The following is a 12842-nucleotide window of genomic DNA, read 5'->3' as shown; positions in this document are numbered from 1 at the left end:
ACGATCCCGCCCAACACCAAGCCCTCCAAACCCTGCTCAACCAGCGCTCAGAAACCGCTACTTGACACAGGGCTTCTGTGAGGCGGGCACCAAGGCACTCACCCAGCAGAGGTGCTGGTGTGGCGAATGGTGCGTTAGCGGTTCTTGAACTCGGGCTTGCGCTTCTCGGCGAAGGCCCGCGGGCCTTCCTTGGCGTCGTCGGACAGGAACACCTTGATGCCGATCTGGGTGTCGATCTTGAACGCGTCGTTCTCGTGCAATCCCTCGGTTTCCCGGATCGCCCGCAGGATCGCCTGAACGGCAAGCGGGCCGTTGTTCTCGATGATCTCGGCGATCTCCAGTGCCTTGGTCAGTGCCTGACCGTCCGGGACGACGTGCCCGATCAGGCCCATCTCCTTCGCTTCGGCGGCGGTGATGTGCCGTCCGGTCAGCAGCAGGTCGCAGGCCACCGTGTAGGGGATCTGCCGCACCAGCCGCACGGCGGACCCGCCCATCGGGTACAGGCTCCACTTGGCTTCCGAGATGCCGAATTTGGCGCTCTCACCGGCCACCCGGATGTCGGTGCCCTGCAGGATCTCGGTTCCTCCGGCGATCGCGGGTCCCTCGACGGCCGCGATGAGCGGTTTTGTCAGTCGGCGCCCCTTGAGCAACGCGTCGATCCGTGACGGGTCGTAGCTGCCGTCCTTGAAGGAGTCGCCCGGCGGTTTCTTGGTCGCCGTCTTGAGATCCATGCCGGCGCAGAAGTAGCCACCGGCCCCCGTCAGGATGCAGCACCGGATGTCGTCGTCATCGTCGACGCGGTCCCAGGCCTGAACCATGATTTCCATCATTTCGGTGCTCAGCGCGTTACGGGCGTGCGGCCGGTTCAACGTGACGATCAGGGTGTGACCGCGCTGTTCGACGAGTGCGTCAGGTCCCGTTTGCTCGTTTGCTGGAGACTCGGCCACGGCGGGTGCCTTTCGGTCGGCGTTGGGGGTGAGCTTGTCAAGAAATGTAACACGTTCTAATTTGGTGGCCGTGGCCCTGAATATTGCCGACCTTGCCGAGCACGCCATCGACGCTGTGCCTGACCGTGTTGCCCTCATCTCCGGCGACGAGAAGCTCACCTACGCCGAGCTGGAGGAGAAGGCCAACCGTTTCGCCCACTACCTGATCGACCAGGGCGTCAAGAAGGACGACAAGGTCGGGCTTTACTGCCGCAACCGCATCGAGATCGTCATCGCGATGCTCGGCATCGTCAAGGCCGGCGCGATCATCGTCAACGTCAATTACCGCTACGTCGAGGGCGAGCTGCGCTACTTGTTCGACAACTCCGACATGGTCGCCCTGGTCCACGAGCGCCAGTACTCCGACCGCGTCGCCAACGTGCTGCCGGACACCCCGAACGTCAAGACGATTCTCGTCATCGAGGACGGCTCCGACAACGACTACCAGCGCTACGGTGGGGTCGAGTTCTACGGAGCGTTCGCCGACAGCTCGCCCGAGCGTGACTTCGGCCCGCGCAGCGCCGACGACATCTACCTGCTGTACACCGGTGGCACCACCGGGTTTCCGAAGGGCGTGATGTGGCGTCACGAGGACGTCTACCGGGTGCTGCTCGGTGGAACCGACTTCGCCACGGGTGAATTCGTCAAGGACGAATACGATCTGGCCAAGGCCGCCGCCACCAACCCGCCGATGATCCACTATCCGATTCCGCCGATGATCCACGGCGCCACCCAGTCGGCCACCTGGAGGGCGCTCTTCTCGGGCCAAACCACCGTTCTGACACCGGAATTCAACGCCGACGAGGTCTGGCGCACGATCCACGATCACAAGGTGAACATGCTGTTCTTCACCGGCGACGCGATGGCCCGGCCGTTGCTCGATGCGCTTGACAAGCAAAACGACTACGACCTGTCGTCGCTGTTCATGCTGGGCAGCACCGCGGCGTTGTTCTCGCCGAGCATCAAGGAGCGCCTGCTCGAGCTGCTGCCCAACCGGGTCATCACCGACTCGATCGGCTCCTCGGAGACCGGCTTTGGTGGCACCAGCATCGTCGCCAAAGACGCCCCGCACAGCGGTGGGCCCCGCGTCACGATCGACCACCGCACCGTCGTGCTCGACGAGGACGGCAACGAGGTGAAGCCCGGCTCGGGCGTGCGCGGTTTCATCGCCAAGAAGGGCAACATCCCGGTCGGCTACTACAAGGACGAGAAGAAGACGGCCGAAACGTTCCGGACCATCAACGGTGTTCGCTACGCGATCCCGGGCGACTGGGCCTTGGTCGAGGAGGACGGCACGGTCACGATGCTGGGCCGCGGCTCGGTGTCGATCAACAGCGGCGGCGAGAAGATCTACCCCGAGGAGGTCGAGGCCGCGCTCAAGGGCCACCCCGACGTCTTCGATGCCCTGGTGGTCGGCGTGCCCGATCCCCGCTACGGACAGCATGTGGCCGCCGTCGTGCAGGCGCGGCCCGGGGCTCGGCCCTCGCTCGCGGAGCTGGACAGCTTCGTGCGCTCCGAGATCGCGGGATACAAAGTGCCACGGAGCCTTTGGCTGGTCGACGAGGTCAAGCGGTCGCCCGCGGGCAAGCCCGACTACCGGTGGGCCAAGGAGCAGACCGAGGCGCGCCCCGCCGACGAAGTGCATGCGAGCCACGTAACAACCTGACCGGCTCCTAGTGGCGTGACCCACTGCGTGGTGGGTCTAGAGTCGAATCGCGATGACGATCGACGTGTGGATGCAACATCCGACGCAACGGTTTCTGCGCAGCGACATGCTGGCCTCGCTGCGGCGTTGGACCGGGGGATCGATCCCCGACACCGACGTCCCGATCGAAGCAACCCTCGCGGCGATGGACGCCGCCGGCGTCGACTTCGGCGTGCTGAGTGCGTGGCTCGGCCCGGCCGGCCAGGACTTGGTCTCCAACGACGAGGTCGCGGGATGGGTGCGGTCGCACCCGACCCGGTTCGCCGGTCTGGCCACGGTCGACCTCGATCGCCCGATGGTCGCGGTCCGCGAACTGCGGCGCCGCCTGAAGGAGGGATTCCTCGGCTTGCGGGTGGTGCCCTGGTTGTGGGATGCGCCCCCTACCGACCGCCGCTACTACCCGCTGTTCGCGGAATGCGTGGAGTCCGGGGTGCCGTTCTGCACCCAGGTCGGTCACACCGGCCCGCTGCGGCCGTCGGAGACCGGGCGGCCGATTCCCTACATCGACCAGGTGGCCCTCGACTTTCCCGAACTGGTCATCGTCTGCGGCCACGTCGGCTACCCGTGGACCGAGGAGATGGTGGCCGTCGCCCGCAAGCACGAGAACGTCTACATCGACACCTCGGCCTACACCATCAAGCGGCTGCCGGAAGAGCTCGTCAGGTTCATGAAAACCGGCACCGGGCAACGCAAGGTCTTGTTCGGCACCAACTACCCGATGATCATCCACAGCCACGCTCTCGCGGGACTGGATGAACTTGGGCTCAGCGACGACGCCCGCCGAGACTTCTTGCGCGGCAACGCCCAACGTGTTTTCAAACTGGAGGCAAACAGGTGAACGGCGCACAAGCCCTGATCAATACCCTGGCCGACGGCGGCGTCGACGTGTGCTTCGCCAATCCCGGCACCTCGGAGATGCACTTCGTGGCCGCACTCGACGCGGTGCCCCAAATGCGGGGCGTGCTGGCCCTTTTCGAGGGAGTGGCCACCGGCGCGGCCGACGGATACGCGCGCATGGCCGGTCGGCCGGCCGCGGTGCTGTTGCACCTGGGCCCCGGGCTGGGTAACGGCCTCGCCAACCTGCACAACGCGCGCCGCGCCCGGGTGCCGATGGTGGTGGTCGTCGGCGACCACGCCACCTATCACAAAAAGTACGACGCCCCACTGGAATCCGACATCGACGCCCTGGCCGGCACCGTCTCGGGATGGCTGCGCCGCACCGAGCAGACCGCCGACGTCGCGTCCGACGCCGCGGAGGCGATCGCCGCCAGCCGGTCGGGATCGCATATTTCGACGCTGATCCTGCCCGCTGACGTGTCCTGGTCGGACGGCGGGCAACCGGCGCGAACTCCGCCCGCCGAGCCGCCGCGACCCGATCCCGCCCTGGCGTCCGAGGTGCTCGAGGTTTTGCGTTCGGGGGAGCCCGCGGTGCTCATGATCGGCGGCGACGCCACCCGAGGGCCCGGGCTGGCGGCGGCCGCCCGAATCGCCGAGGCGACCGGGGCCAGGCTGTTGTGCGAGACGTTCCCGGCCCGGCTGGAGCGCGGCGCCGGGGTCCCCGCCGTCGAGCGGCTGGCCTACTTCGCCGAGGCGGCCACCGCCCAGCTCAACGGCGCCAAGCACCTGGTGCTGGCGGGCGCCAAGTCGCCGGTGTCGTTCTTCGCCTACCCGGGCATGCCCAGCGACCTGGTGCCGGCCGGCTGCCAGGTGCATGTGCTCGCCGAATACAACTGCGCCGCAAACGCTTTGGTTGCGTTGGCCGAGGAGGTGGCGCCCGGGACGGCCGCCCCGCTGGCGGCCGCGTCGCGTCCGCAGCTGCCCACGGGTGCGCTGACGTCCGCGTCGGCGGCCGAGGTGATCGGGGCGCTCCTGCCGGAAGGGGCGATCGTCGTCGACGAGTCGAACACGTCGGGCATCATGCTGGAGCGGGCCACGGCCGGTGCGCCGGCCCATGATTGGCTGACGCTGACCGGCGGCGCGATCGGCTACGGTATTCCCGCCGCGGTGGGGGCCGCGGTGGCCGCGCCCGATCGTCCGGTGCTGTGCCTGGAATCCGACGGGTCGTCGATGTACACGATCTCGGGGTTGTGGACCCAGGCGCGCGAAAACCTCAACGTGACCACCGTGCTCTACGACAACAGCGCCTACGACATCTTGCGGATCGAGCTGGGCCGCGTCGGGGCCGGGTCGTCGCCCGGCCCCAAGGCGCTCGACCTGCTCGACTTATCGCGTCCCACCATGGATTTCGTCAAGATCGCCGAGGGCATGGGAGTGCCCGCGCGGCGCGTCACCACGGCCGAGGAGTTCGCCGATGCCCTCCGCGTGGCACTGGCCGAACCGGGGCCGCATCTGATTGACGCCGTGGTGCCCTCACTGACGGGCTAGGATTGGGCGGCCGTGCGCCGCCTCACCGCTCGCTCAGCGCCGGAAGGTGTGCGACGAGCCAGTCCGTCATCGCGTCGACGACCTCGACGCCGGCCTCGAACGCGTGGGCCTGGGCCGCCAGCGCCACACCCACATGCCCGGAATCCGTTGGCACGATGCCGAATTGCCTGACCAGGTAGTCGCCGCGCACCCCGGGGCCCCAACCCCCCTTGGCGGCGAACCCTTTGGCGGCCAACCCCCATCGTTGGGCGGGAGTGAGGCGGCGCATGAGGTCGACGACGGGGGCCGCGTCGGCGATGCCCGGAAGCTTTGCGGCGAAGCGCGCCTGCCGGCCCAGCGCCCATTGCGTCTGCCCAAACGCGGTGTAGCCGCGTCGAAGTCGTTGCCATTCGACCACGGTGTCCGGGTCGCCGCATTCGTTGACGACGGCGCCCACCCGCCCGGCGGCCTCCGCCGGCTCGCCCAGCTGGGACCACAATTGCTCGGAGGCATGGTTGTCGGATTCGGTGATGGCCTTGACGACCAGATCCCGGGCGCGCCCCGGATCGGCGCGCAGGGCCGCAATCGCCAACGGCACCTTGATCGTTGACCATGCGACGCCGGACGACCACCGGCCCAACGAGTACACCTCGGCAATACCCGGGCGAGCGATCGCGATGCCGATGGTCGCGGGGACGGTGGCGGCCAGGTTCCCGAAGCTCGCCTCGATGGGGGGCGCTACCGGCGAATCGGCCATACCGGATCACCGCAGTCGACACCCTGCGCCGACAACTGCCGCTTGAGCACCTTGAAGGTCACCGTTCGCGGTAGCTCAGCGCTCACCCGCACGTACGACGGCCACTGCTTGGGGCCCAGGTCGGGTTGTTCGGCCAGGAAAGCCCGGAACTTTTCGGGATCGAACTCGACGCCGGCCGCCATGACCAACGCGGCCATCACCTGGTCGCCGACGACCGGGTCGGGCACCGCGTACACCGCGACCTCGGTGGCGTCGGGGTAGCGCAGCAGCACGCGCTCGATCGGGGCCGCGCCCAGGTTCTCCCCGTCCACCCGCATCCAATCACCAAGCCGTCCGGCGAAATACGCGTAGCCGGCCTCGTCGCGGTAGCCCAGGTCGCCGCTGTGGTAGATGCCGCCGGCCATCCGCTCTGCCTCGGCGGCCTCGTCGTTGTAGTAACCCTCGAAGCGGCCTGGCCCGGCGGTGTTCACGATCTCGCCGACCACCCCGACGGGGCACGGCTCGCCGGTGTCGGGGTCGACGATGTCGACGCCCTCCGGCAGCGGGCCCAGCGCGCCCGGCGGGGTGTCGGGCGTGCGGGCGATCGCCACACCGCCCTCGGTCGAGCCGAACCCGTCCTGTACGACGCACCCGAACCTGTGGCCGAAGCGTTCGATGTCGCCGGGCACGCCCTCGTTGCCGTAGACCGCCCGCAGTGGGTTGTCGGCGTCGTCGGGCCGCTCCGGCGTGGCGAGCACGTACGACAACGGCTTGCCGACGTAGTTGGCGTAGGTGGCGCCGTAGCGGCGGACGTCCGGCAAGAAGCCAGACGCGGAGAACTTGCGCCGCAACGCCATTGACCCCTGGCATGCCGTGGCCACCGCCCAGCCGACCAGCACCGCGTTGGAATGGAACAACGGCATCGACACGTAGCAGACGTCGTCGCGCCCCAGGCCGAAGCGCTGCGTCATCGTCACGCCGGCGATCGCGACCTTGCCATGGCTGCACTTCACCGCCTTGGGTTCCCCGCTGGTGCCCGAGGTGAAGATCAGCATGAACAGGTCCGCGGCCGAGGCGGACTGAAAACGGGGCTCGGCGTCGCGATGCGCGTCCAGCTCGGCGGTCCACGCCGCGGACTCGACGTTGACATGTTCGATGTCGCCCAGCGGCTCGGCCGACTTCGAATCGGCAAGCACCACTTGACAGTCGGCGTGGGCGATGTCGCGGGCCAGCGCCTCACCGCGGCGCACCGGGTTGAGCCCCACCGGCACGATGCCGGACATCCCGGCTGCCACCAGCATCGCCGAGAAGAACGGGGTGTTCTCCAGCAGCACGCCGACGTGCGGCGGCTTGGCCGGGTCGAGGCGCGCACGCAGCGCCGCCGCGATCGTGGCACCGTGCCGGAGGTGATCACGCCAGCTGACGAACGTGTCCTCGAAATAGACGCCGCGGTCGTCGATTTCGGCCAGCGGAACCAGGAGCTTGGTGACGGTCGGGTCGGCTGGGATCACGAAGCCCACGGTGACCCCGCCTGTGCCACGGACGTCGCCCTCAGGCCGGCGTTTCCGCCAGTTCGCGGCCGATGCGGCGCAACTGTCCGGTGGCGCCGTGCAACGCGAACTCGATTTCCTTGGCGGCCAGGAAGTAACGGTGCACCGGGTGATCGGTGTCGACGCCGACGCCACCGTGGATGTGCACGATGGTGTGCGCCACCCGGTGCCCGGCGTCGGCGGCCCAAAACGCCGCGCTGGCCACGTCGATGTCGGCGGCCATGTCCTCCGACACCCGCCAGGCCGCCTGGGTGAGCGTCAACCGCAATCCCTTGACGTCGATGTACCCGTCGGCCAGCCGCTGTCCCACCGCCTGGAAGCTGCCGATCGGGCGGTCGAACTGCTCACGGGTGCGCGCGTATTCGGCCGTCATCTGCAATCCTCGCTCAAGCACCCCGAGCTGAAACGCGCTGCGCCCCAGGGTAATCAGCGTGTCGAGCCAGACGGCGACAACGCCGTCACCCACGATCCGCGCGGCGTCCACCTGCGTCCCGTCCAGCGCCAGGTGCCCGACACTGCCCCGGCCGGTGGTCTGCAGCGCCGTCACCGTGACGCCCGGGTCGTCGGCTGCGACGAGGAAAACGGCTGCCCCGGAATCGGTTTCGGTCGGAACCAGGAAGGCGTCGGCGACGGGCGCGAAGCCGATCTGGGTGCGCGTCCCGGTCAGGCGGTAGCCCGCACCGTCGCTGACCGCTTGCACGGCCCCCTCACCCATCTCGCCGTCGAGCGCGACGGTGAGGATCTTCTCACCCCGCACCGCCGGCGCGCCCCAGGCCTGCTGCAGTTCCTCGGAGCCGAACCGGGCCAGCGCCCCGGCGCCCAGCACCACCGATTCCAGGTAGGGCACCGCGGCCAGCTGGTGGCCCAGCGCCACCAGAATGGCGACCTGCTCGAGCACGCCGAAGCCGTCGCCGCCCAATGACGCCGGCGCCGCGCTGGTCAGGATGTCGGCCTCGACCAGCTTGTCCCACAGCGCGCGGTCGAATCGTTGCTCCAGCCCGTCCAGCTCGCGGTGGTGCTGCGGCGTGCACACCGCGTCCACGATGGTGTCGACCAACCCGCCGAGGTCCTGTGCCGCTTCTGTCGTCGTGAAGTCCATGAATTCTCGTCCTTATATATAGAGGAAGCTCTAGCGGTTGGCTCGGGGCAGGCCCAGCGCGACCACCCCGATGATGTCGCGCTGCACTTCGTTGGTGCCGCCGCCGAACGTCAGGATCAGGCAGGCCCGGTGCATCCGCTCGACCCGGCTGCGCAGCAGCGAACCCGGCGAATCCTGGCGGACCGTCGCCGCGGTGCCGAGCACCTCCATCAGTAGCCGGTAGGCCTCCGTCGCGAGCTCGGTCCCGTAGACCTTGGCCGCCGACGCGTCCGCCGGGTTCAGCGATTCGCTGTCCGACGACGCGAGCTCCCAGTTGATCAGCTTGAGCACCTCGGCCTTGGCGTGCACCCGGGCCAGATTCAGCTGCACCCACTCGGAGTCGATGAGCCGGGCTCCGCCGCCGTCCTTGGTGTTCTGCGCCCACTCGCGAACCTCGCGCAGGGCCAGGAAGATCGGTTGCGGCGACACCAGCGCGACCCGCTCGTGGTTGAGCTGGTTGGTCACCAGTTTCCAGCCGCCGTTCTCCTCGCCGATCAGGTTGGTCACGGGCACCCGCACGTCGGAGTAATACGTGGCACTGGTGTCCACACCGGCCATGGTGTGCACCGGCGTCCAGGAGAAGCCCTCGGCGGTGGTCGGCACGGTCAGCATCGAGATGCCGCGGTGCTTCTTGGCCTCCGGGTTGGTGCGCACCGCCAGCCAGACCCAGTCGGCATAGGCGATCAGGCTGGTCCACATCTTCTGGCCGTTGATCACGTAGTCGTCGCCGTCGCGCACCGCGGTGGTGCGCAGGTTGGCCAGGTCGGTCCCGGCGCCGGGCTCGGAGTAGCCGATGGAGAAATGCAGTTCGCCGGCCGCGATTTTGGGCAGGAAGAACTTCTTCTGCTCGTCGGTGCCGAAGGCCATGATGGTCGGCGCCACGCTGTTGATCGTCAGGAACGGCACGGGCACGCCGGCGACCGCGGCCTCGTCGGTGAAGATCAGCGAGTCCATCGGGGAGCGGTCCTGGCCGCCGTACTCCTTGGGCCAGTTCAGGGTGAGCCACCCGTCCTTGCCCATCTGCGCGACGGTGTCGCGATACGCGTTGCCGGTCCCGACCTCGCCCTCGGTCGACGTCAGCGCCGCGCGACGCTCCGGGGTCATGAGCTTGGTGAAGTACGACCGCAGCTCGCGACGCAGCTCCTCCTGTTCAGGGGTGTAACTGATGCGCATTCCAGCCGTCCTTTGGTTAACGTGACACGCGTAGCTCGACCAACGGCTACCCGTTCGCCTCCCCGGTTGTAACACGTTCTAGTCTGGGAATCCAGCGACCGTTTCGCCTGGCGCACCGGGGCCCTATGGTGGACCTACGAACCGATAGGGCGTGTGCTCAGGTTGAGGGCCAGTTTCGAGGAGGGTGCCGTGCGGGTGATCGTGGATCGTGACCGGTGTGAAGGGAACGCGGTGTGCTTGGGAATCGCACCCGACCTCTTCGATCTGGACGATGAAGACTATGCCGTCGTGAAGATCGATCCGATTCCGCCCGACCGGGAGCAGCTGGCCGAGCAGGCGATCGCCGAGTGCCCGCGCGCCGCGCTGCTCCGAGAAGACTGAACACAGACTAGAGGTATTCATAAATTGACTAGCAGCACAAACGCGACCGATCTATCCGGAAAGGTCGCGGTGGTAACCGGCGCGGCCGCGGGGCTGGGGCGCGCCGAGGCGCTCGGCTTGGCCGGGCTGGGCGCCACCGTCGTCGTCAACGACATCGCCGCCGCGCTGGACGCCTCCGACGTCATCGACGAGATCAACTCGGCAGGGGCCAAGGCGGTCGCGGTGGCCGGCGACATTAGCCAGCGCGCGACCGCCGACGAGCTCGTGGCCACCGCCGACGGGCTGGGCGGCCTGGACATCGTGGTGAACAACGCCGGGATCACCCGCGACCGGATGCTGTTCAACATGTCCGACGAGGAATGGGACATCGTCATCGCCGTGCACCTGCGCGGCCATTTCCTGCTGACCCGCAACGCGGCCACCTACTGGCGCGGCAAGGCAAAGGACGCGGGCGGTCAGATCTTCGGCAGGATCGTCAACACCGCATCAGAAGCCGGCCTGGTCGGGCCGGTGGGGCAGGCCAATTACGGCGCGGCCAAGGCCGGCATCATCTCGCTCACCCTCACGGCCGCGCGGGCGCTCGGCCGCTACGGAGTGTGCGCGAACGCGATCTGCCCGCGGGCCCGCACGGCGATGACGGCCGACGTCTTCGGTGACGCACCGGAGGTGGAGGAAGGCGGCATCGACCCGCTCTCGCCCGAGCACGTGGTGAGCCTGGTCAAGTTCTTGTCATCGCCCGCTGCCGCGGAGGTCAACGGGCAGGTCTTCATCGTTTACGGGCCGCAGGTGACACTTGTCGCCGCACCGACGGCCGAGCACAGATTCAAGGCGGACGGGCCGGCCTGGGAGCCCGGCCAGCTCAGCGGCGCCCTCCAGGAATACTTTGCTGGACGCGATCCGGAGCGGAACTTTTCCGCCGTCAACCTCATGGAGCAATGACGGGGTAAACCCGCTTTTTTAGCTGAAAATGCCGAGTAGAACACGTGTCAGATTGAACCCTCAACAACACCCCTGACCTGGCCAAATTAACGGTTCGGATACGGAAATGCTGTTCATTGACATGGTGCTCTTTCTCTGAGTTAATATGATCCGGCTGACACCGAGCCGCATGCGACCGAAGACAACGTTAAGGCGACACACAGGCTTCGCCGCGAGCAGCAGAGGGGGGCGGCTAAGTTGATAGAACAACTTTCGGTTCCCGCTCGCGCTGTCGGCGGGTTCTTCGAGATGATGATCGACACCGGCCGCGAGACTTTTCGACGGCCGTTTCAATTTGGCGAGTTCCTCGAACAGACGTGGATGATCGCCCGGGTATCGCTGGTGCCGACGCTGCTGGTGTCCATCCCGTTCACCGTGCTGGTCGCATTCACCCTCAACATCCTGCTGCGCGAGATCGGCGCCGCCGACTTGTCGGGCGCCGGAACGGCTTTCGGCACCATCACCCAGCTCGGCCCGGTGGTGACGGTGCTCGTCGTCGCGGGCGCAGGCGCCACCGCGATCTGCGCCGACCTCGGTGCCCGCACCATCCGGGAAGAGATCGACGCGATGCGCGTGCTCGGCATCGACCCGGTCCACCGGCTCGTGGTGCCAAGGGTTTTGGCGTCGACGGTGGTCGCGCTGCTGCTCAACGGCCTGGTGTGCGCCATCGGCCTGTCCGGCGGTTACGTGTTCTCGGTCTTCCTGCAGGGCGTCAACCCGGGCGCGTTCATCAACGGCCTGACCGTGCTCACCGGCTTGCGCGAGTTGGTCCTCGCCGAGGTCAAAGCGCTGCTGTTCGGCGTGATGGCCGGGCTGGTCGGGTGTTACCGCGGCCTGACCGTCAAGGGCGGACCGAAGGGCGTCGGCAACGCGGTCAACGAGACCGTCGTCTACGCGTTCATCTGCCTGTTCGTCATCAACGTCGTCATGACGGCCATCGGCGTGCGGATCACCGCCAAGTGAGCACTCGATGAGCTACGACGCCACCCTCCGGTTTCGCCGCTTCATGTCGCGGCTGCAGGGCCCGGTTGACGATTTCGGTGAGCAGGCGCTCTTTTACGGCAAGACCGTGCGCTACGTTCCGCAGGCGATCACCCAGTACCGGAAGGAGACGATCCGGCTCATCGCGGAGATGACGCTGGGCGCGGGGGCTCTCGTCATGATCGGCGGCACGGTCGGGGTCGCGGCATTCCTGACCCTGGCCTCCGGTGGCGTCATCGCCGTGCAGGGATATTCGTCGCTGGGCAACATCGGCATCGAGGCGCTGACGGGCTTCCTGTCGGCGTTCCTCAACGTCCGCGTCGTCGCCCCGGTGATCGCGGGCATCGCACTGGCGGCGACCATCGGAGCGGGCGCCACCGCGCAATTGGGCGCCATGCGGGTGTCCGAGGAGATCGACGCCGTCGAATGCATGGCCGTGCAGTCGGTTTCCTATCTGGTGTCGACCCGGCTGATCGCCGGGCTGATCGCGATCATTCCGCTGTACTCGCTGTCGGTGCTCGCCGCGTTCTTCGCCGCCCGGTTCACCACGGTGTACATCAACGGGCAGTCCAAGGGCCTCTACGACCACTACTTCAATACGTTTCTCATCCCGTCGGACCTGCTGTGGTCGTTCCTGCAGGCCATCGTGATGGCCATCGCGGTCATGCTGGTGCACACGTATTACGGCTACAACGCCAGCGGCGGCCCGGTCGGCGTCGGCGTCGCGGTCGGCCAGGCCGTGCGCACCTCGCTGATCGTGGTGGTCGTCATCACCCTGTTCATTTCGCTGGCCGTGTACGGCGCGTCCGGTAACTTCAACCTCTCCGGGTGAAGGGAGCTCCCGAAAAGA

At 67.5% G+C, this 12842-nt stretch carries 12 protein-coding genes; 7 read left to right on the top strand and 5 right to left on the bottom strand.

What is annotated here, in order from left to right:
* Nucleotides 1-134 precede the first annotated feature (134 nt).
* Complete coding sequence (locus A5706_RS21830; protein ID WP_068135189.1) at nt 135-947, bottom strand: crotonase/enoyl-CoA hydratase family protein; 813 nt, start codon at nt 945-947, stop codon at nt 135-137.
* A 64-nt stretch (nt 948-1011) separates the two neighbouring features.
* On the opposite strand from A5706_RS21830, the gene A5706_RS21825 reads away from it, so the two are divergent.
* From A5706_RS21825 to A5706_RS21815, 3 genes are read left to right on the top strand one after another with little or no spacing between them, the layout of a single operon-like run.
* On the top strand, nt 1012-2652 hold the full coding sequence (locus A5706_RS21825; RefSeq protein ID WP_068135187.1) for an acyl-CoA synthetase: 1641 nt from the start codon (nt 1012-1014) through the stop codon (nt 2650-2652).
* 52 nt (nt 2653-2704) lie between these two features.
* Entirely contained in the window at nt 2705-3529 is an 825-nt protein-coding gene (locus tag A5706_RS21820; RefSeq protein WP_068135183.1) for an amidohydrolase family protein, read from the top strand.
* A complete protein-coding gene (locus A5706_RS21815) occupies nt 3526-5076 on the top strand; it encodes an acetolactate synthase large subunit (RefSeq protein ID WP_068135181.1) in 1551 nt (516 codons plus the stop codon). Before A5706_RS21820 ends, A5706_RS21815 begins: the two co-directional genes overlap by 4 nt.
* Nucleotides 5077-5098: 22 nt before the next feature.
* On the opposite strand, the gene A5706_RS21810 is transcribed toward A5706_RS21815, so the two are convergent.
* From A5706_RS21810 to A5706_RS21795, 4 genes are read right to left on the bottom strand one after another with little or no spacing between them, the layout of a single operon-like run.
* Complete coding sequence (locus tag A5706_RS21810) at nt 5099-5812, bottom strand: hypothetical protein (RefSeq protein ID WP_068135177.1); 714 nt, start codon at nt 5810-5812, stop codon at nt 5099-5101.
* Complete coding sequence (fadD17, locus tag A5706_RS21805; protein ID WP_156767269.1) at nt 5794-7302, bottom strand: long-chain-fatty-acid--CoA ligase FadD17; 1509 nt, start codon at nt 7300-7302, stop codon at nt 5794-5796. The genes A5706_RS21810 and fadD17 overlap by 19 nt, the downstream gene beginning before the upstream one ends.
* Nucleotides 7303-7342: 40 nt before the next feature.
* The gene (locus tag A5706_RS21800) at nt 7343-8440 is read right to left on the bottom strand and encodes an acyl-CoA dehydrogenase family protein (protein WP_068135174.1); all 1098 of its coding nucleotides are present in this window, start codon (nt 8438-8440) and stop codon (nt 7343-7345) included.
* 30 nt (nt 8441-8470) lie between these two features.
* Nucleotides 8471-9652, bottom strand: coding sequence for an acyl-CoA dehydrogenase (locus tag A5706_RS21795; protein WP_068135169.1), 1182 nt, complete (start codon nt 9650-9652; stop codon nt 8471-8473).
* Nucleotides 9653-9841: 189 nt separating this feature from the next.
* On the opposite strand from A5706_RS21795, the gene A5706_RS21790 reads away from it, so the two are divergent.
* From A5706_RS21790 to A5706_RS21775, 4 genes are all read left to right on the top strand, one after another.
* Entirely contained in the window at nt 9842-10033 is a 192-nt protein-coding gene (locus A5706_RS21790; RefSeq protein WP_068105780.1) for a ferredoxin, read from the top strand.
* 24 nt (nt 10034-10057) lie between these two features.
* Entirely contained in the window at nt 10058-10972 is a 915-nt protein-coding gene (locus tag A5706_RS21785) for a 3-oxoacyl-ACP reductase (protein WP_068135166.1), read from the top strand.
* 237 nt (nt 10973-11209) lie between these two features.
* On the top strand, nt 11210-11974 hold the full coding sequence (locus tag A5706_RS21780) for an ABC transporter permease (RefSeq protein WP_068135165.1): 765 nt from the start codon (nt 11210-11212) through the stop codon (nt 11972-11974).
* Nucleotides 11975-11981: 7 nt separating this feature from the next.
* Complete coding sequence (locus A5706_RS21775; protein WP_068135162.1) at nt 11982-12824, top strand: ABC transporter permease; 843 nt, start codon at nt 11982-11984, stop codon at nt 12822-12824.
* Nucleotides 12825-12842: the final 18 nt, after the last annotated feature.

It is taken from the genome of Mycobacterium sp. E796 (assembly GCF_001672815.1).
GTDB lineage: Bacteria > Actinomycetota > Actinomycetes > Mycobacteriales > Mycobacteriaceae > Mycobacterium.
Note: the sequence above shows the minus strand (reverse complement) of the source record. Positions and strands in the feature narration are given on the sequence as shown.

Excerpts from the sequence above, each read along its gene's own strand:
- A5706_RS21820 (WP_068135183.1), top strand. The coding sequence starts at position 2,705 with ATGACGATCGACGTGTGGATGCAACATCCGACGCAACGGTTTCTGCGC.
- A5706_RS21810 (WP_068135177.1), bottom strand. The coding sequence starts at position 5,812 with ATGGCCGATTCGCCGGTAGCGCCCCCCATCGAGGCGAGCTTCGGGAAC.
- A5706_RS21800 (WP_068135174.1), bottom strand. The coding sequence starts at position 8,440 with ATGGACTTCACGACGACAGAAGCGGCACAGGACCTCGGCGGGTTGGTC.
- A5706_RS21795 (WP_068135169.1), bottom strand. The coding sequence starts at position 9,652 with ATGCGCATCAGTTACACCCCTGAACAGGAGGAGCTGCGTCGCGAGCTG.
- A5706_RS21775 (WP_068135162.1), top strand. The coding sequence starts at position 11,982 with ATGAGCTACGACGCCACCCTCCGGTTTCGCCGCTTCATGTCGCGGCTG.